Here is a 19,584-nt window from a genome sequence, read left to right on the forward strand (position 1 = left end):
TTACTAAGAAGTAGTATTAAGATAAATATAGACATACTACATGGTAGTATATAGTAGTAAATAGTAGTATATGGTAAGTAAATGTAAGTAAATAGTATTTTATTTATATTATATCCATCTCTTACGCATATAACATTTTGTTAATATATTAACATTTTGTTATATTTATAACTTATTGTAACTTAGTTACTTTTTGTTACTTACTTACATAAAGTTATATGTATACTACAACATATATATGATATAACATATAGTGTTATATCTATATAGGTATATCTACAATTTATATCTATATGATATAACATATAGTGTTATATCTATATAATACAACATATATGTTCACGAATACGCATTGGAGTATATAGGTTAGTATATAAATGGTCATAGACTCTCAATACGTTAATAAGCTTTCAATACGTCAACAGACTCTCAATATGTTAACACATGTTTAGAATACTTTACATATTCAGTTAGAATGAGTTGCATTATGTTTTACAAGGTATCTTTATAGTCGGAACTAAGGATAACCTTAATAAAAGTGATATTCTTCATAGATTATGTGGTGCAAATCACAGGAGCCATGTTCTTAGCCATGCAGTACTGGAGTAGCGAACCTTCCTTCCTAACACAGACATCTCCACTTGATTAAGTTAATCTCCAAACCATAATAGTAATCAACTATCATGTTTCCTCTAATATGTTATATGTGTCGTAATAGTATTTAAAGATTGCTATTTTACAAACTATATATTGCAACCTATATACTACAGAACAATAAAGCTTATATAGTAGTGATGCTATACCATTTGGTCATAATGGTAAAAAAGAAGAAAAAAGGTCTTGATGGCAGAGTTGGTATAGTCAATAATCTAACAAAAGGTACTTCCAAAGGAACTGCATTTGATAAATGGTTAAAAGCTAATGGTGTTGAATTAGACCCCCCTAAAGAATCTGGTGATTTAATCCAGGATATTAAGAACCGTACAGTATGGCTTCAAGAAAGGGAAAAGGTATTGGAAGGGTATATGGTTCTATACAGAAGCATGAAGGCAAGGGGTGCATCAGTATATGGTCAACTAATGGAATTAGATGCAGAGATACTTGAGAAGAAAAGACAACTCAAGTTAGAAGGTAAATCTCCTCTTGATGATGATTCATTAGAAAGAGCAGAGAAGAGAAAGTTTGAGATGATTAAATTTTTGGATAGAATGAAGTTTGATATTGAGAAGACCAAAGCAGACCTATACACCAAATCTGTCTTAAAAGAAGACGAAGATGTCCTATTTACAGTTGATGCAGAGTACGCCCACAAAAGAGATAAAGATGGATTACACAAAGATTGAAGATGAGTTGATAAAGGAAAGAGATGAGATATGTACTCCTCTCCAAGCTAATGAAGTAGTTTCCAAAACTAAAGCCAAGGAAAACATAGGTTACTTTATGTATCATCAATTAGGTATGACTCCGTATGCTTGGCAATACAAAGCATTCAGAGAATTCAGATTACAGAATAAGCATCAGATATGGTGTACTCCTCGTCAGTATCTTGGGAAGAGTACAGCCCTAGCTATTATGGCTTTATGGGCAGTAGTATACAATATGTTTCCAATTGAATCAAAGGCAAACATAACTCAAATTGGTATTGTATCTCGTACCGAAGAACAAAGTAAAAAGTTATTAAGCGATATTAGAACTTTTATGTATTCAGGAGATGACCACATATCAAAGATTACTGGGGGTAAGGTTAAGAAATTCTTCACGAATTTCATTTCAACTAAGAAGGAAGATGCCAACAGTAAAACAGAATTAACATTTAGAGACCCAATCTCAACAAAAATAATTGGAAAGATAATCTGTTTACCACCAACAGACAGAGTTAGAGGATATACATTCTCTCAACTATACTTAGATGAGTCGGCTTTCTTTGAAAGTGATGACTTCTTTATGGAAATTGCTTTTCCTACTTTGTCCATTACCAAAGGTAAAATGGTGATGACCTCCACACCAAATGGACAAAGAGGATTTTTCTTTAAAGTGTTTGACCCATTTGAACAATTTGGAGATAATCCCGAATTCAAAAGGTTATGGCTTCATTGGACTATGATTGAGAATCCAGAGCATAGAGCTGAAATTCAAAAGAAAAAAGAAATGATGTATGCAATTGGAGAAGGTAAGAAGTTTGAACAAGAGTATGATGCTTCATTTACTGCTGCAGTAAACAATTACTTTGACCCTGAAGTAGTAGATGATGCCACAGACAAATCATTACAGAAATGGGCTGACTATTCAAAACCATGTGATATGGGAGTTGACTTCGGAATGGTCAATTCAAATACTGTAATTACTATTTCAAGATTAGGAGATGATAAGATTGCCAGACTAATATGGCATTATGTATACCCTCATGGAGAAGATAACTCTCTTGTTCTTGACATCAAAGAACTAATTCCCAAATATAATATTCAAAGAGTAATAGTAGATGATTGTCCAGAAGGATACCACTTCATTCAAAGAATGGTGGAAGAAGGCATTAATGTTAAGAAGATGTCATTCAGAGGAGAGAAGGTTAAAAAGTATGGTCAATTTAGAGCTAAATTAAGTTCAGGTAAAATAAAGTTTTATAAATCAGATGAGTTGATAAGTCAGATGAAAGCACTTCAAGAGGAAGAAACTGTTCGTTCAACAAGAATAAGTAAACCTCCAAGTGGTTCAGATGATTTTATAGATTCTTTTGTAATGAGTTGCTATTACTTCGTAGATGATAATAAGAAGGTTAAATTCTACGATAATGAAGGAAATGTATTTGGAAGTGATTAGATGGTATGGCAAAAACAGAGAAGAAGAAGAGAATTTAAATGTCCTAAGTGTCATGGAACTTATAAATGGGAAGAATATGATGAAGAAGAAGATATGTGTTTATTCTGTGAGTTTCCAGATGCACAAAGACATAGAGAAGCAGAAGTTAACTATGTTGAAGGTCTTCCAGTTAATCAGACCGATGAAGGTTATGTTATGTCTAATTTAGAAGATATACCTGTTAATCCGAGAAATGAAGCCATAAATAAGCAAGATAGGAAGGTTTTAAGGAAAATTAAAAAGAAAAAACGAAACATTTATATATGATGACAGCACATATAACTATATGTAGAGAGGCTTTAATGACCGTATACGAATAACAATATAGCACCCAATGACTTTACTCAGTATTCCTCTTAGGTAAAGTCAAGGTGACTCTCACGATGGCTTGGTACAACAATTTTTATAAGAACCTTATAGGTTCAAGCAGCAAAGGTACTTTGGTGGCAGAAGCAAGTAAAGGCACCATGAAAGAGTTCTTTGAATCAAATTCTATGGGTAGATTATCTAACGGTTATCAACCACAAGAGAATTTAGACACTTTACTAAATATATTTTTAAATGACCCAGAAGTTAACGCTGCAATTACAACAAGAGCAAATGCTATATTCTCAACTGGCTACACTATTGAAGGAGCTAAAACTCAAGTAGAAAGGGCAGAGAGCAAACTTAAGAAAGCTGGTTTTAACAGAAAGTTTGTCAAGAGATTAGTTCTAAATTATATTTTATATATGAATGCCTTCATTGAAAATGTGGATGGAAAAGAAATTCATCTTCTTGAAGGAACTCAAATGGAGATTGATGCTGATAAGCATGGAGAAATTATTAAATTTATCCAAAGGTCACAAGAAGGAGAAACAATTGATTTTACTCCAGATGAAGTGACTTATATTGCAGCATCTCAAGTAACTACAAGAGTATGGGGAGATGTTTATATGAAATCTCTTTATAGAACAGTTACAACTAAAAATGAAATTGAGAAATTCATGAATTACCTAGCTGTCTCTAATCAATACAGAAATGTAATTAGAGTTGATGGTATGTCAGACGATGATGTAACTTCAATGTTAGCTTATAATACAAGGGCAGAGCAAGACCCAAATATGAAATTTGTTTTCCAAGGTTCCAAAGATAACTTTGATATATTCCCAATGAGGGATATGAAAGAATCAGAGTATTTCATTAAAGAACTTGAGTATCTAAGACAAAAGATTCTTATGCAACTCAAAGTACCTCCAATATTGATTGGAGTACCAGACAATTCTAATAGGTCAAGTGGAGATGACCAGATTAAAGCATTTAACATGAATAACAAAGCAGACAGAGAAGTTTTAGCTGATTCATTCAATAATGATTTATTCCCAAAATTAGGTCTTGGCAATGTTACATTCTCATGGAATCCAATTGATAAGAGAACTGAAAAAGATGATATTGAAATCGCTGAGAAGCTTATCAACATGGGAGCAGATAAAAAACAAATTGAACAATTCTTAAGAGATTCAGGTTTGAATTTACCAAAAGGTAAACTATTCAAAGAAGAAGAAAAAATCCCTGATATGAAAACCCCAGATGAATCTTATCCTTCAAGACAAAGAAAGGATGGAGAAATATCTGAAAATATTGGAACTGGAGAGGATTCAACTACGAGAGAAGACCAAATGATAACAAGGTCTTTTAACGAATATCCTTATGTATCACAATGACAGAAGAAAACATAATTCAATTGACAACAGTTTCTTTTCCACAAATAATAACTGTTGAAACAGCTTCATTACTTTTAAATGAAACTATAACTGAGATGCAAAGAGAAGGTTACACTATTTTATCTGTTAATCATGATGGGGGAAATAAGTTTATTATAGAATACAGGAGGATGAATTAGATGGGTGGTCTTGTTAATAAAGTAAGTCTACTCAATAATGGTCAGACTGTAACTTCTGGAAATCCTATTCCAACAACACAACAATTAAAGATAGATACAGTTATCAATGATACTACATATGATTTAAATGCAGCAGCTTATTCTAAAGCAGTAACTCCAACATATGATTATATAATTGATAATGTTTCATTTGAATTCTCAACGACTGAAAGCAGAACAATCACAATAACAAGTGATAATGGTTCTAAAATATATGAATCTACAAGCACAAATTTATCTGTTGTTTTAAGTTCAATTAATTTTGGTCAAGCATCAGGTCAATCATTTACAGTAGCAATAACTCAAACAGCTGGAGCTTGTACTGTAGATATAACTGCAAATATTAAGAATAGTCCAGTAGCTTTGACAGCAGACCCAGTAATTGCAGAAGGAACAAATACCATAGGTTATGTAGGTATTAAAGATGAAGGTGGAATCCCTGTAAGTGTTGATGATTCAACTGAATCTTTACAAGTGATAGATTATCCACATCACGAGATTCATTCAGGTAGTCATTATTTTATACAAAGTTATACAGACTTATCAATAAATAATGTATTTGATATACAATTTACAACACCAAACACAACTAAATGGATTCACATGTTATACGATATTAACTCGGAATCTGAAACTGCTTGGTTTATTTATGAAGGAGCAACAGCTACAGTTCCTGGAACTTCTGTGACACCATTAAATAATAATCGTAATTCAATTAATACTTCAGCAGTAACAGCTGCCACTCAACAGAATACTAGTTTAACAAATGCAAATTCAGACACAGATGTTAGTGGTGCGACATTATTAGCAAGTGGAATATTAGGAGCAGGTAGACAAGTAGGTGGTACTGCTGGTAGAGATGATGAAATAGTTTTAAAACAAAACACAACATATTGTTTTAGGATAGTTGCAACCGCAGCTGGTTATACTAATTTCCACGTGTTGTGGTATGAACATACAGATAAACACTAAGAATACAAATGACAAAAGAAATAATAGATGGAATTGAACAAGGAATTTGTGGAGTTACAGATTTAACAGAAGGAAGTGTATTGTTTAAAGGTAGTGCGGTTATAAGTGAGGATAATTCAAATTTATATTGGGATAATACAAATAAAAGATTAGGATTAGGTTTAACAAATCCTAGTGAATTGCTAGAAGTAGCAGGAAATATTGCAGTTAGTGGAACAGTAGACGGAATAGACATTGCAACAGATGTTGCAGCTAACACAGCAGCAAGACATACAGCTGTCACTCCAGGCGGAAGTACTACACAGGTACAATTTAATAATAGTGGAAGTTTTGGGGGAAGTAGTGACCTTACATGGGATAACACAAGTGGGCTTTTAGGGATAGGAGCAGCAGCCAATGATGTTCAATGTGAAATAACAACTGATTATGAAAATACAGGCATTGGAAATTCTTTAAATGTAAATTATTTTAGAAATCATTTAGCAGGTGGAGCATTGCGTATGCACAAAGGAAGAGGAACAGCAGCAGCTCCTTTAAGAGCACAAGCAGAAGACACTCTAGGAGGATTAAATGCTTTTGGATATTATGCAAGTTCAGATGTAGCTACCGCTTCTAAATCTACAGGAGCTCAAGGACAATTTTTATTTAAAGCGGCAGAGGATTTCACATCTACAAGCAAAGAAACATATTTTAAAATTGCTCTAACTCCAAGCGGTTTCACAGGAAGTGGAGGACTAGAACAATTTAGAATCAACGCAAATGGAGACGCAATAATAAGCAATGATTTAATAGTAAAAACAAGCCATACACCCAGTAGTGCAAGTGATACAGGAATCACAGGCACAATAGCGTGGGATAGTAATTACATTTATATTTGCATAGCAACTAATACATGGAAAAGAGTTGCAATAGATACATGGTAATTTAATATAAAATTTATTAGATAAATACACAAAAACCAAAAGCTTTATATATGATGAATGCACATATAACTATGTGTAGAGGAATAAAATGCCAATAGAAATATTAAAGAAATTACCCAAACAAGCACAACAAATGTGGGAATCTACTTTTAAGGCTGCAAAAGCTAAGTATGGAGAAGATAGAGCATCCAAAATAGCATGGGCAGCAGTTAAAAAGAAATTCAAAAAGGTTAAAGGTACTTGGGTGGCAAAGACTTCTGATTTCCAAATGTATAAAACAGTTCATTATGAATTTGAATTGGAAAGGTCAAAGAGTGTTACTCGTTCAGCTACAGATACTCATGTTTATTATGATTATGTTCTTTCTTCAACAAGTAAAGATAAGTTTGGAACTAACTTTACAGATTTTGCTTTAAAAATGGGAGCTAATCAAATTAATGAAGAAGGATTAACTGGTTATATAACTAGAAGTGGTCAACATGACCTACAAAAGGAGTTAGCAAGAAAAGGTTTATCTCCTAAAGAAATTGAAGAATATATCCAGAATATGGATTCTGGAATAAAAGCTATAAATGCCAAATATGAGAATGGTAAATTAATGGCAACAATTGAAGTAAGAAAAGATTTGGAAGAGTTGGTTGATAATTATAAGGGAGCAAGTATTGAAGCATGGGTTCCAGATGAAAAAAATATTAATAAGGAATTCCATCAAGCAAGATTTACAGGCTTTATCTTAACACCTGACCCAGCGAATCCAGATGCTGTCAGGGTGGAAGCGTGAAGATATTAATATATCCAGTAGTTGAAGTTGAATTCAAAGAACTTCAAAAACTTATTGAACCATTAGAAGGTGAAGGATTTGAGTTGTTTTTTGCAACACCAAATAAAAACCTAATACCTTTAATGTCTATAAGTAAAATTGTTGTGGTTAACCCCAAAACAATTGATTATGATTTTGCAATAACTATGCAACAAGAATACAAACCACAAGGTAAGTATGTTGTATATAATGAAAAGAACGAATTGAGTGATTTGTATGAAAAAATTGAAAACCTCTTTACCTAAAGTATTGGTAGCAACAACGGTTTATGAAGATAAAGACTATATATTTGATAAGTTTTTAGATAATGCAAGAAATTTAGATTATCCAAACTTTCATGTGTTAATTGTAGACAATTCAAAAACAAGGGATTACTATAAGGTATTGAAAAAGAAAACAAAGAACATGGACAATGTAACTATTGTTCACGTACCCAGAGGAAAACATTCCAGAGAAGGGGTAGCAAACGGATTAAATTATATAAGAGATTATGTAATTAATAATGATTATGATTATTGGATGAGTATTGAATCTGATTTAATACCTCCAAAGAACATTATCTCAAGACTAATGATGCATCAAAAACCAATTGTTGGTTGTATGTATGTAATTGGATATATAGATAATGAAAAACAACCTCCAAGACCTTGTTTATTTCAATTAAGAAGACAAAAGAATGGAGAATTAGAAACTTATAATCTTCCTCCTCAAGAAGGTTATGAATACTTCGGTAAAGGATTAACCAAGGTTCATGGTTGTGGAATAGGAACTGCTTTAATGCATAAATTCTTATTAAAGAAGATTAAGTTTTGGTATATGGACAGTCAAATCAAGCATAGTGACGTATTCATGTATATGGATTTACATAACATGGGTTATGACGTATGGCTTGATTCAGATATTATTATTCCACATTACAATTCAAAGTGGGATAACGTAAAAGATATATAGGTGATATGAATGGATGAAGAAAAGATGACACAAGCACACGCTGAGTCAAAAAGAAAATCAAAAGAAGAATTAGAAAAGGGTATTAAAACTCTTGAAGAAGCTTATCAATTAATGGTTGATGAACTGGAAGCAACAAAGGTATTACAAAATGTACAGAGAAAATATCCAAGACCATTAAAGGCTGAATATCAATTCCAAGAAGTAGAAGATTTTTGGAAAGCAGTTGATACATTAACTGAAATTAAGAATAAAAGGCAAATAATGGCAATGGAAAGTCAAATAAGACAATCCGAAAAATCATTAAATGCAAGTAAAGAACAATTAAAAGAAATGGGTGAATGAAATGGAAGAAGAAAATAAACCAGTTGAAGTCTCTGAACAAGAGATGGAACAAATTAATACAGAAATTAATACTGTAGAAGCAGAAAAACTCCAAGAAGCTAAAGAAGCTGGAATTAAAGAAGGAGTAAATAAAGCAACTACAGAACATACAATAAATCAACTAAACGATAAGGTTGCTCAATACGAAGCTAAAATGGCAGAGATGGAAAAAAGGTTTGATGAAATGCAATCCAAACCAGAGCCAGTAGTTGAAGTAAAAGAAGAACCAAAGGTTGAAGAACCAGTAGAACCTCAACCTGTTGTTGAAGAACAAAAACCTCAAAGAAAGGGTGTTGTTCCAATAGTACAAAATCCGATAGCTGATAATAATGTTCAAGCAGAAACACCAAAGATGTCACCTCAACAAGAGTGGGCAGCATTTGAAGATTCTGTGAGAAGTGGAGGCTTTAGAGCTTCCGAAAGTGATTTAAAAGAAAATAAATAGGTGGTAAACAATGTCTGACGGACAAATGGTAACAAGGGCATTAGAGACAAACAGTTTCCAAGCAACTGCAACAGCTGCTGGTTATATTAATCCAGAAATTTGGGTTAAACAAATCAGAGACTTTGCAAAAGCTAAAATTGTTATGGAACCTCTTGGTAAGAAGTACATGGAACTTCTAGGTCAAGCTGGAGATACTCTAAATGTTCAAATAAGTGCAGAATTAGCTGCAGCAGCTTTAACAGAAAGCACAGCAATAACTCCTGGTGCAATAAGTTATACACAAGTTGTATTCACTCCAAGTGAATATGGTCTTGCAGTAGCTTTGACTAGGAAAGAAAGAATCAGAAGTATCAATGATATTATGATGGAGAAAACCAAAGAAATGGGATATTCTCTAGCAAAAGTCAAAGATAGCAAGATTATAGCAACATTAGTATCAGGAACAGGAAACTCTGTTAATGTAAATAGTGTAGCTACATCAGCAATCGCTTCAAGTGACGTACTTGGAACAGATGATATTGCTAACGCAGTAACAGCAATCAGAAGTGATGATTATGATGCAAAATACATCGTTATTCATCCAGCTTGTGAAAACAATTTAATCAAATTATCTGACTTTATTGACTCCTCAGTTTATGGTGGAAGAGAAGTCGTTATGAATGGTGAAATTGGAAAGTATCTTGGAATGAAAGTCTTAGTGACTACATTAATCCCAAGAAACTCAACAACTACTACTGCAAGAGACAATCTTGTATTAGATGACGAAGCTTTCGGTGTTGCATATAAGATGCCAATTACTTTTAACTCTGACTATAAAGTTCTTGAAAGAGAATTTGTATTAGCAGCAGTTGAAGAATTTGACGTACAAGTCTTACATGCAAACAAAGTATGCACATTAACTGCATACGGTGGCTAAACTGTTTTGAGGGATTTTCCCTCTTTTTTTAATTTTTACATGAGGTAATAATAATGGTAGGACATAGAGAAAAAGATAGAAAAAAATTAATACCAGTGCCTGTAGTAGAACCTACAGTTGAAGAGAAACCTAAGAAGGTTATTAAGAAAAAGAAAAGTATTAAAAAACAAACAAAAAAAAAGAATCTTTTTAAGAAACTTTTTAATTAGTGATAACGATGAATATTACAGAGGTGACTCGTTTGGCTAAAGTGGAACAAAAAATAGAAAATATAGATAATAAACTAGACGAGCATGTTTTAGTTCAAAGATTAGATTTTGATAAAATTCATCAAAAATTAGATAAAATGGGTGGTAAATTTGCAGGTAAGTGGGTTGAAAAAGTAGCATTAGCAACTTTAGTAACCTTAATAGGTGCATTTATCACATTGGTAATATAAGAAAATGGCATATACAACAGTAGCAGATGTATCAAATGAATTAAAAGGTTTAACTTTAAATTCTTCAACAACCCCAACTTCAACAGTTGTGTCTGGGTGGATAGACGAATCAGATTCGCAAATAGACTTAAAAACTGGTAAGGTGTGGAGTTCCACATTAGCTACGTCAACTTATCTTGATTACAATGGGTCTGGAGTATTGTATTTACCACATGCACCAGTCAATGCAGTAACTGAATTGAAATACGAAGTTAATGGATTAGGAGCTGATTCAGCTTCATGGTCAACATTAACTGAAGGAAGAACTGGAAATTTTATTCTTTATGGGGATGAAGGAGAAATTAAGTTCTTTGGTAATAATTATCCTAGTGCAGGTTATCAAAATATATGTGTTACATATAATTATGGTTATATAACAACTCCTGATTATATTAAAAGGCTCTCTACACTTATGTCAGCACAAAGAGTTATTCAAGCAACAGTCAATTCAATGTCACAAGAAGAAGGTGGAAGTGTAACAGTTGGTAACATTTCAATCACAGACCCAGATACTTTTTCCTTAGATACTGTCAACTCAATAAATAATGAAATCAAAATGATTTTAGATGAGTTAGGTGGTAATGCAAGAGTGTTTAGAAACACAAGGAGATATTAATGAGTAGAGCAACATCAATCCAGAATAAATTAGCAGCTAAAGTATTTAATGGATTAGGTAGTACAGGAGTATTATCTACTATAAGTACTAGTGTTAAAGATAAATGGGGAGATGGAACTATAACTTACAGTACTGGAACTTCAATTAAGATAGTTCCTTATAATATGATTGACGAGAGACAAAATTTCCAACCGTTTGGAGATTTGAATGAGAATGAGATGGATGCAGTAGTACCTTATGGAACATCTGTTAATGTTAATGATAAGATAACACTTAGAAGTGTTGATTATAAAGTAATAGAAAAAGGTGCTTACACACTTTTAGACGAAGAACTCGCATGGGTTCTGAGACTAGCTAAGATATTGTAAATACTTAGTGAAAATTTAGCGTAGCTAGAATTATAGGCGTAGTCCGATGGTAACAATAAACTCAAGCACATTACGTGCAAATGTATTTGAAACAGTATATGATATACTTACAGCTGCAAACTTATTGAGCAGTACAGTAACTGTTGTTGGAGGGTATCCAGATGAAGATACAATTCAATATCCAATAGTTGCAGTTGAAAGAATAGATGTATCAAAAGATGAACCTACATTTGATAGGTCAACTATGAAAAATGAAATTGTAGTTCCAATTGATATATATGCTAAGAAGAATAAACAGATAGACCAGATAACAGATGAGATAGATGCTTTGAGTAGTTTAAAGTCAATTTCAGGACTTATGATGGTCAGTTGGGATGAATCAGTTGATTTTTCACCTCAAAATAATAATAAAATACATTGGAAGAGAATTAATATAACTTATTTGAGGAGATAATCATGGCACTTGGAAGGCAATTTGTCGTAAGAGTGGATGGGGTTAGAAAACTCAATAAAAAATTCAAGGCTATTAAAGATTTTGCAAGATTTAAAGCAGGTAAACTGACTAGGAGTCAAGCAATGATTGGTGCAAGTATTGCAGCAAGTATAGCTCCTAGAAAGAGTGGGTCTTTAATTGCAGCAATAGGATATGGTCAAGAAAGGAATAAAACATGGTCTGTTATTTCAAGACAACCGAAAAATCAGAGAAATAGACCTTATCATATGTGGATGCATGGATTAGATGGTAAAAATATAGCCCATATGATTAAAACAGGTGAAGCAAAATATATGTTCAAGATGTACGATACGTTAGAAAAAGAATACCCTGGTTTAATAAACAAGGGATTGCAAAAAGAATTAAACAAATAGGTGATAAATAATGGCAAGTGGAGATGGAATAATTCCAGAACAAGCAACAATTTATATCACTGCTACAAGTGTAGACCCTTCATCTTTAGCATCTTCTGATGCAGTAGAAGCAGAGGTTACAAACTTTAGTGAATCAGGTGGAGAAGAAGATATAGAATCTGTACCTGTATTCGGTGGTGGTAATATAGATAAAGTAAAACCAAGAACACAATTAGAAGTATCTTTTGATGTTATATTAAGATATCAAACAGCAGATACTGACCAATTAAAATGGGATAGTTATAAATGGGGAGACATTGCTTCAAGCACAGTATCTTCAGCAGGAAATGCAGCAGCTAAAAGAGTGTATGTTCAATGGTCAGATGGAAGTTTGTACTATACAAGAGCATATGATAATGCAAAAGCAGTTACATTTGAACCAGAATCTTCAGCAGATGACTTCTTAAAAGGAACAATAACTTTTAAACTAAGTCCAACTGATGCAGATGGTGGAGCTAACATGAAAATTGGTAGCGTAGCAGCAAGTACTCTTACTTGGTAAAATAGGTGATTAGAAATGAATGAAGAGACTAATGAATTGAAAGATAAACTTGAATCAACAATAGTAACAAGAACGTTTAATGTAAGTGGTATGCCTTTAAAAGCATGGGAAGAAGTAAATAAATATTGTAAAGAAGCCTTTGGAGATAATAGGTGGACTATGATATATACATTAATGAAGAATGCAAAGGAAGATTACAAGTTTAATCTTATATACGATGAAATACAAGAAATAAAGTATGAATTGGAAAACATTAAGAATAAAGAAGTCAAAGTAGAAACAAGAAAAGTTCCTATGACTTTTGGAATGAAAGGAGATGATAAGAATGGATAAATTTGAAAAACATAGTATATATAATATAACATTTGAGTTAGAAAACGAAGATGGAACAAAAGACTCATTTGAGTTTAGACCTTTACCTTGGAAACATTTTCCTAAAGTATTCAAAGTAGTTCAAACAATGACTGAATTAACAGATGGTATGGATGAAGAAGAAAAAAAGAATGTGGATGCAAAGAAGTTATTTTCTACATTTGATGAAGAAACAACAACTAATATAATTGATTTAGAAAAAGTTATGGTTTCAACCAGTTACCCAGAGAAAAAGGAAGAAGATGTTGAAAAGTTTGTTATATCTAATATGTTTGAATTGATAGAACCTTTAATAAATTTATCATTTAAACAACAGAAAGCAAACCCTAGGAAGGCTGAACAAGGAATGAAGAATGTTTGATTTTAAAAAAAAAATAGAAAATAATATATTTAATAAATCAAATAATTTCAGGAAAGATCATAAAGAACTTAATTATGTTCTTATAGTGGATTTTCCTTGGTCTTATAAAGATATTATGGAAGCTCCAATTCCATTTATGTTGGAAATGATTGAAATTCATAGAAAACAGAAAGAAAAAGAGAAAAAGACTATGAGGAGAAAAAGATAATGGCAACATCAGTAAATGATATTATTGTAAACCTTAGTATGAATGCTAAGGGTTTTTCTAATGTTTTTGATAAAGCAAAGAAACAAATTAGTAGATTCCAAACTGGATTAGAAAAATGGTTTAAAAGATTTGATGGTTGGGCTTTATCAATAATGTTCTTTGGTATGGCAATTCAAAGAGTCTTTTCAACAATTATGAAATCAGGTGTAAAAACCTTTCAAGATATTATGCATTCTGTAGAAGGAACAGTAACTCCTTTTGATAGATTAAAAGCATCAATAGAATCACTTAAATTTGAGGTTGGTAATGCAATTGCAGGTTATTTAGAACCATTAATGCCAACAATTCTAGGAATATTAGATAGACTTGATGAATGGATGCAAGTAAATCAAAAATTAGTATCTGAAATAATTATATTTGGATTTGCTATTGGAACAATTTTAATGGCTTTTGGTATGTTATGGTTGGGTATGAAACCAATAGTAATGGCTATATATTATATAATTACAAAAAGATTATTAGCACCATTACTTTTAATTGGTCTTATGGCTTATGATGTTACTGCAATATGGGGTATGGAAATGCCTAAATGGCAGAAACTAATTTCAACAGTTATACTTGCAGTTGTAGGTTTAGGAGTTGCAGTTGGATTATTACCAATATGGTGGGCAATAGCATTTGCAGCAGTATTAGCAATTGTAATCAAATTTAGAGAAAAAATAGCAATTAACTGGTTAATATTATCAACTAGGATAGCTGTATTTATAAAAGATATGCAATATAAATTCGAATCAGGTTTATTAAATATATGGATGGTATGGGCTTCATTCTTTAAAAAAATAATAAATGCATGGAATAGCACCTTTGGATGGATAATGGGTAAAGAAATAAGTTTTGATGCAGTAACTGATGGGCTTGGAGATGCAGTTGCAAATACTGCTTTAGAATTATCAAATCTCAAAAAACACTTAAATGTTTTAAAAGATATGAAAAAAGATATTTTTGAAGGTGGAACAAAAAATTCTTTAATTGATTCTATTCTTGGTAAGAAAGAAGATGTTCAAGCAATATCTGATGCAATTGGGAAAGTAACTTCAGATTTAAATACAACTGCAGAAGATACAATTCAAAAAGAAGGAGATGAAGAACTACCTCCAGAAGTTGGTCAATTTAAAAACATATATAATATTAAAATAGAAGGTGGGTCTTCAGATGAAATAATCGCTGCTATGTATGAACAAGCAGGAACTGGTGGAATATAATGGTACAAGATATATACTTAACAGCACCATATTTATCTCCTTCAACAATTTATTTGAGAGGAGCAAATATGACTTATGGGTTCAGACCCTTAACAAGAACAACACCTAACACTAATTCATTTAGTTTAGCAGAAACACAAACTGCTGGTTTTGAGAACCCAAAGATATTAATAGGTGGTTATATTGATACAGATAATTTATCTCCTAGTACAATACAACATAGTTCATTATTAGCATTGGCTAAAAATCCTTATGATGGAACTAGTAATACTGAAATTAATCTAATAATTACTACTGGTAAAAATAGTGTACCTTTATATTCTACTGATGCAGTAAGTATTCCATCTGGTTCGTCAATATACACTACAACTGCTTCGTCTTCAACTATCAAAGTTGTTGTAGAATCTTTTGATTTAGGTGCAAAACCAAGTAGTTCAAAATATGGGCATTTAGTTAATTATAAATTAACATTTGTGGAAACATCATGAGTTATATATATTATCAAGTGGAACTGTACAAAAGGATTACAGATGGAGATTGGAATAGCACAGGCTACATAATCTCTGATACATTCAATAAGAATATAAGGTTAAATACAGGTACTTCAAAAGATAGTTTTCAATTCAGTGTATTAAATAATTATAATAAATTATACACTAATGGAGCTGTGTTTGAAAATACAGATAAAATAAAGATTTATGGTGTGTCAAACTCTCAATCAGTAGCATCAAGTGATTTGTTGATTGATGGAGTAATTCAAAATGTTGATGAAACATTAGGAACTAGTAATATGGTTACAGTACAAGGTAAATCAAGAACAGAACAATTATTAGAAGGTATAGGGTTTATTACAAGTAATACTTTATTAAGTCCTCCAAATATATTAAAAAAGGCATTTGTATTTCATAATAGTGAAAACCCAAATTTTCAAATAACATGGTCAAATACAAATAGTTCAACTAAAGAAGATGGTTCTGCTTTTCCAACATATCAAATTGCAGAATATGATAAACCAATGAAGATTATCTTTGAAAGGTATTCAAGTGATGAATATACTAAAGATGGTAATTATTATTATTATATAAATAACAACAATGAAATGATTTGGAAAAAGAAAATAAATACTAATGATTTTATACTTGAAGAAACAGATACTCAATCAATTAAATTAACAAATAAGAAAGATAATATAATAAATTCATTAAGAATACATTGTGGAACAGATGCAAATAATGTAGGAATAAGGGTAAGTACTTATGACCAAGCAAGTCGTTCAAAATATGGTGCTAAATGGAAATTTGTGGATAGTACCAGTGCTATTGCACAGAATCTAATGGGTAATGAAATTCAAAGTAATGCTAGTTCATTTGATAGAGATGAAGATGGATGGTACCCTTCAGACATGGGTTCACCATGGACATACACAACTGTTTGGAAAAGCACTAAAACAGATGGAAATAATGCTCCAAATACTACAAAAGATAATACATTAACAATTACGGGTACAAGTTATTCAGATTTTAAAAGAAATTATAACTACTCAGTGAGAAGGGAAGCTAAATGGAGAGGTCAAGCAGAAGGTGCAAATATATTATTAAATCGTAATGAATCACTTATCAAAGCAACAGTTAAATTACCCTTCACAACATAATATACTTTAGGAAATGTTATTCAATGTAACTTTCCAAAATATGGATTAAATGGATATAATTTAAGAGTTGAAGAAATAGAGTTCGGTGATTACACTACAACTTTAAAATTAACAGAAGATGAGTTGAAATAAATGGGAACAACATTAGTAGCAAAACAATTAGTAGCTAGTTCATTTACAACTGGAACAATACCAACACCAAGTCATGTGGCTTGGGGAGATGGTTCAACAGCTTTCACAACAAATGATACTACTTTGGAAAGTGAAATAGAAAGAAATGCTTATACAGATAGAATACTTGAAAGTCAAACTGTAGAATTCGATGCAGTGTTATTAACAAGTGAGGCAGTCGGTTCAACAATTACTGAGACAGGTTTATTAGATAGTTCAACTGGAGGTAATCTTTTTGTTAGAGATACATTTGGTGGAATAGATAAAACCAATCAATTTGAATTGGAAACAAGATTTGTTATTAGAATAAAATGAGCAATCAAGATTTAGGTATTATCCTTGGAAATGTAGTTTCAGACCAACAGTCTATGAAACAAAGTCTACCTGACCAGAGTGTAACTCCAGCATGGGTTCAACAATTTAGTGGTAATATAACTCCAGAACATAGAACAACTATAACTTGGAAAAACATACCCAATGGTTCAACATTATTTTGGGCTTCATCTTCAACTCAAACAGAAGCATGGCATAAGTGGAGTAGTAGCACAGTAACAAATGGTAACTGGGCAAGTACTAAAGTTGATTCATATTCAACTTATAGAGAAGTACAAAGAGTGACTAATTGGGAAGATACTTATGAACAGTATTTTGAAACAAGTACTTTAATTGATAGTACCAATTCAACAGGAACAGGAGATTATTCAACAAATTATGATTATACAATTGATGCTGGTCAAACATTACAATCAGACGTAATTGCTAAAAACAATCAAGCATATACAAGAGGAACATTAACATTAACTGGTACTGGAACAAGTACTGCAAGATTATACTTATCATTTAATGGTGGAACTAATTGGCAATCAGTAACAAATGGAACTGAAGTGATAGCAAGTTCAACAACAGTAGATGGTATAAAATATAAAGTAGAGGCACCTAGTGGAACACAATTTGGAGTAACTGGATTAGCATTCCCAATAAGCTTTGCAGGTGGTTCAAGCACATTATTAACAAAAGTAGAAGTTCAATATTCATAAGGAGAAATATAAAAAATGGCATGGGATGATACACAAACAGGAGCAGATTCTATTACTTTCACAGAATGGAATAATATGGTCACTTATATCAAAAGTGGTGTAAGTGCAGCAAGTACAATTAGTACAACAGCATTAGATAATGCTAATTGGCTTGGAGATACAACCATTACAACATTAGGTACTATTGGTACAGGTGTTTGGCAAGGAACTGCAATAACAAGCACATATATATTTGATGCTGCTACATGGAATGCAAAACAAGACGCATTAACACCAGGAACAGATTATTTAGAACCTTCTACAATCGCTGCTTCCTATGCACCAGTATTAGGTGCAGATGAGAATTATGTTTCTGATGCTCAATTAGTAGTAATAGGTAATACATCTGGTACCAATTCAGGAGACCAAACAAGTATGTCAGGCATATCTGATACTAAAGCTAATTTTGATTCTTCTTTATCAGATGGTAGCTTTGCATACTCAGGAGGAGCTTTTCACGATGGATTTAGTGATTATGTTGCTAATGAACATATAGACTGGACTACAGACCAAGGAGCAACAAACATTGACCCTGGTAATTATACCAATACAACTTACACTGCAAGTGATTTTAATCACGATGATTTATCTAACATAACAGGAACAGCTAGTCAATACAATCATCCAACAGATGCTCAAATGACAGTTCTTGGTAACACTTCAGGTACTAATACTGGAGACCAAGATGTTGTAGATGATACAACACCTCAATTAGGAGGAAATCTTGATTGGAATGGTAAAGCATTATTTATAGCTGGTCAAACAGTTGGTGGTTCAGATGGAAATTTAGTTTACTTATCTGGAGCAGATACATGGACTCAAGCAGATGCAGATGCAGAAGCGAGTTGTTCAAAACAATTAGGAATAAGATTAAGTTCAACAACTGTATTAACTCATGGTATATGGACAACAACTGGATTAACAGCAGGTTCAATATATTATGCAAGTGCAACTGCAGGGGGAATAACTACAACAGCTCCAAGTACAACAGGACAAATAGTAAGAATAGTCGGAACAGCATTAACTACAACTGAGTTGTTTTTTAATCCTGATATGACTTTTGTTGAGGTATAAGAAAATGACAGTAAGATTTTTTAGATTTGAAGTAAAGGGAACAAATGAAACAAAATTAAATGCAATAAAAGACTGGTTAGTTAGTAAAATAACTCAAAGTGATTTATCAGATAATATCGCTAAGAACAGTTCAATTGGAGTGTATGAAGAAGAAGAAGGTTCAGGAAATTTTACATTACAAGGAGATTTGTATTTAAAAGAATCAGTACCAATGGCTAAATATAAAGATTACATTGTTACAGAATGGCAAACATTAAACAAAACAGGATTAGATAGTGCAAGAGTAATTCAATATGATAATTGTTCACATGATAGTGATAATCCACAACCATGTGACCCAACAGTAAGAATGGA

30 protein-coding genes are annotated in these 19,584 nt (G+C 32.2%); all 30 read left to right on the forward strand.

The genetic code is table 11. The features are described 5' to 3' along the window. The first annotated feature begins 815 nt into the window (after nt 1–815). On the forward strand, nt 816–1,343 hold the full coding sequence (locus tag Q0617_RS09705) for a hypothetical protein (protein ID WP_298752942.1): 528 nt from the start codon (nt 816–818) through the stop codon (nt 1,341–1,343). Beyond that, entirely contained in the window at nt 1,324–2,817 is a 1,494-nt protein-coding gene (locus tag Q0617_RS09710) for a terminase family protein (protein WP_298752974.1), read from the forward strand. The genes Q0617_RS09705 and Q0617_RS09710 overlap by 20 nt, the downstream gene beginning before the upstream one ends. Then, the gene (locus Q0617_RS09715) at nt 2,818–3,123 is read left to right on the forward strand and encodes a hypothetical protein (RefSeq protein WP_298752976.1); all 306 of its coding nucleotides are present in this window, start codon (nt 2,818–2,820) and stop codon (nt 3,121–3,123) included. Between the two features lie 116 nt (nt 3,124–3,239). Then, nucleotides 3,240–4,559 carry a phage portal protein gene (locus Q0617_RS09720; RefSeq protein WP_298752978.1) on the forward strand — a complete coding sequence of 440 codons (1,320 nt, stop codon included), beginning with the start codon at nt 3,240–3,242 and terminating at the stop codon, nt 4,557–4,559. Beyond that, the gene (locus tag Q0617_RS09725; protein WP_298752980.1) at nt 4,556–4,738 is read left to right on the forward strand and encodes a hypothetical protein; all 183 of its coding nucleotides are present in this window, start codon (nt 4,556–4,558) and stop codon (nt 4,736–4,738) included. The genes Q0617_RS09720 and Q0617_RS09725 overlap by 4 nt, the downstream gene beginning before the upstream one ends. Continuing rightward, nucleotides 4,739–5,749, forward strand: coding sequence for a hypothetical protein (locus Q0617_RS09730; RefSeq protein WP_298752981.1), 1,011 nt, complete (start codon nt 4,739–4,741; stop codon nt 5,747–5,749). 8 nt (nt 5,750–5,757) lie between these two features. After that, nucleotides 5,758–6,672 carry a hypothetical protein gene (locus Q0617_RS09735; protein ID WP_298752982.1) on the forward strand — a complete coding sequence of 305 codons (915 nt, stop codon included), beginning with the start codon at nt 5,758–5,760 and terminating at the stop codon, nt 6,670–6,672. An 88-nt stretch (nt 6,673–6,760) separates the two neighbouring features. Beyond that, nucleotides 6,761–7,453 carry a ChaB family protein gene (locus tag Q0617_RS09740; protein ID WP_298752983.1) on the forward strand — a complete coding sequence of 231 codons (693 nt, stop codon included), beginning with the start codon at nt 6,761–6,763 and terminating at the stop codon, nt 7,451–7,453. Further along, nucleotides 7,450–7,737, forward strand: a complete 288-nt coding sequence (locus Q0617_RS09745; RefSeq protein ID WP_298752984.1) for a hypothetical protein — start codon at nt 7,450–7,452, stop codon at nt 7,735–7,737. Before Q0617_RS09740 ends, Q0617_RS09745 begins: the two co-directional genes overlap by 4 nt. After that, nucleotides 7,709–8,443: a glycosyltransferase family A protein gene (locus Q0617_RS09750; RefSeq protein ID WP_298752985.1), complete on the forward strand. Its 735-nt coding sequence runs from the start codon at nt 7,709–7,711 to the stop codon at nt 8,441–8,443. Before Q0617_RS09745 ends, Q0617_RS09750 begins: the two co-directional genes overlap by 29 nt. Nucleotides 8,444–8,452: 9 nt before the next feature. Further along, nucleotides 8,453–8,785: a hypothetical protein gene (locus Q0617_RS09755; RefSeq protein WP_298752986.1), complete on the forward strand. Its 333-nt coding sequence runs from the start codon at nt 8,453–8,455 to the stop codon at nt 8,783–8,785. Between the two features lies 1 nt (nt 8,786). Continuing rightward, on the forward strand, nt 8,787–9,269 hold the full coding sequence (locus Q0617_RS09760; protein ID WP_298752987.1) for a hypothetical protein: 483 nt from the start codon (nt 8,787–8,789) through the stop codon (nt 9,267–9,269). A 10-nt stretch (nt 9,270–9,279) separates the two neighbouring features. Continuing rightward, nucleotides 9,280–10,185 (forward strand): N4-gp56 family major capsid protein, encoded by a 906-nt coding sequence (locus Q0617_RS09765; protein WP_298752988.1) that lies wholly within the window; start codon nt 9,280–9,282, stop codon nt 10,183–10,185. Nucleotides 10,186–10,238: 53 nt separating this feature from the next. Further along, nucleotides 10,239–10,394, forward strand: coding sequence for a hypothetical protein (locus tag Q0617_RS09770; protein WP_298752989.1), 156 nt, complete (start codon nt 10,239–10,241; stop codon nt 10,392–10,394). Nucleotides 10,395–10,426: 32 nt separating this feature from the next. Further along, nucleotides 10,427–10,624, forward strand: a complete 198-nt coding sequence (locus tag Q0617_RS09775; RefSeq protein WP_298752990.1) for a hypothetical protein — start codon at nt 10,427–10,429, stop codon at nt 10,622–10,624. A 4-nt stretch (nt 10,625–10,628) separates the two neighbouring features. After that, on the forward strand, nt 10,629–11,279 hold the full coding sequence (locus tag Q0617_RS09780; RefSeq protein WP_298752991.1) for a hypothetical protein: 651 nt from the start codon (nt 10,629–10,631) through the stop codon (nt 11,277–11,279). Continuing rightward, nucleotides 11,279–11,647, forward strand: coding sequence for a hypothetical protein (locus Q0617_RS09785; RefSeq protein ID WP_298752993.1), 369 nt, complete (start codon nt 11,279–11,281; stop codon nt 11,645–11,647). Before Q0617_RS09780 ends, Q0617_RS09785 begins: the two co-directional genes overlap by 1 nt. A 46-nt stretch (nt 11,648–11,693) precedes the next feature. Then, nucleotides 11,694–12,101: a hypothetical protein gene (locus Q0617_RS09790; protein ID WP_298752995.1), complete on the forward strand. Its 408-nt coding sequence runs from the start codon at nt 11,694–11,696 to the stop codon at nt 12,099–12,101. A gap of 2 nt (nt 12,102–12,103) precedes the next feature. Then, nucleotides 12,104–12,514, forward strand: coding sequence for a hypothetical protein (locus Q0617_RS09795; RefSeq protein ID WP_298752997.1), 411 nt, complete (start codon nt 12,104–12,106; stop codon nt 12,512–12,514). 10 nt (nt 12,515–12,524) lie between these two features. Continuing rightward, nucleotides 12,525–13,055: a hypothetical protein gene (locus Q0617_RS09800; RefSeq protein ID WP_298752998.1), complete on the forward strand. Its 531-nt coding sequence runs from the start codon at nt 12,525–12,527 to the stop codon at nt 13,053–13,055. 15 nt (nt 13,056–13,070) lie between these two features. Further along, entirely contained in the window at nt 13,071–13,388 is a 318-nt protein-coding gene (locus tag Q0617_RS09805; protein WP_298752999.1) for a hypothetical protein, read from the forward strand. Next, a complete protein-coding gene (locus Q0617_RS09810) occupies nt 13,381–13,788 on the forward strand; it encodes a hypothetical protein (RefSeq protein ID WP_298753000.1) in 408 nt (135 codons plus the stop codon). Before Q0617_RS09805 ends, Q0617_RS09810 begins: the two co-directional genes overlap by 8 nt. Continuing rightward, complete coding sequence (locus Q0617_RS09815; protein ID WP_298753001.1) at nt 13,781–13,996, forward strand: hypothetical protein; 216 nt, start codon at nt 13,781–13,783, stop codon at nt 13,994–13,996. Before Q0617_RS09810 ends, Q0617_RS09815 begins: the two co-directional genes overlap by 8 nt. Beyond that, a complete protein-coding gene (locus tag Q0617_RS09820) occupies nt 13,996–15,258 on the forward strand; it encodes a hypothetical protein (RefSeq protein WP_298753002.1) in 1,263 nt (420 codons plus the stop codon). Before Q0617_RS09815 ends, Q0617_RS09820 begins: the two co-directional genes overlap by 1 nt. After that, on the forward strand, nt 15,258–15,746 hold the full coding sequence (locus Q0617_RS09825; protein ID WP_298753003.1) for a hypothetical protein: 489 nt from the start codon (nt 15,258–15,260) through the stop codon (nt 15,744–15,746). Before Q0617_RS09820 ends, Q0617_RS09825 begins: the two co-directional genes overlap by 1 nt. Further along, entirely contained in the window at nt 15,743–16,909 is a 1,167-nt protein-coding gene (locus Q0617_RS09830; protein ID WP_298753004.1) for a hypothetical protein, read from the forward strand. Before Q0617_RS09825 ends, Q0617_RS09830 begins: the two co-directional genes overlap by 4 nt. Nucleotides 16,910–17,041: 132 nt before the next feature. Next, the gene (locus Q0617_RS09835; protein ID WP_298753005.1) at nt 17,042–17,395 is read left to right on the forward strand and encodes a hypothetical protein; all 354 of its coding nucleotides are present in this window, start codon (nt 17,042–17,044) and stop codon (nt 17,393–17,395) included. Further along, nucleotides 17,392–18,117: a hypothetical protein gene (locus Q0617_RS09840; RefSeq protein ID WP_298753006.1), complete on the forward strand. Its 726-nt coding sequence runs from the start codon at nt 17,392–17,394 to the stop codon at nt 18,115–18,117. The genes Q0617_RS09835 and Q0617_RS09840 overlap by 4 nt, the downstream gene beginning before the upstream one ends. 15 nt (nt 18,118–18,132) lie before the next feature. Continuing rightward, nucleotides 18,133–19,230, forward strand: a complete 1,098-nt coding sequence (locus Q0617_RS09845) for a hypothetical protein (RefSeq protein ID WP_298753007.1) — start codon at nt 18,133–18,135, stop codon at nt 19,228–19,230. A gap of 4 nt (nt 19,231–19,234) precedes the next feature. Further along, nucleotides 19,235–19,584: hypothetical protein (locus tag Q0617_RS09850; protein WP_298753008.1), on the forward strand; the 350-nt coding region annotated here is incomplete at its 3' end.

Source organism: uncultured Arcobacter sp., assembly GCF_937982575.1.
GTDB lineage: Bacteria > Campylobacterota > Campylobacteria > Campylobacterales > Arcobacteraceae > Arcobacter.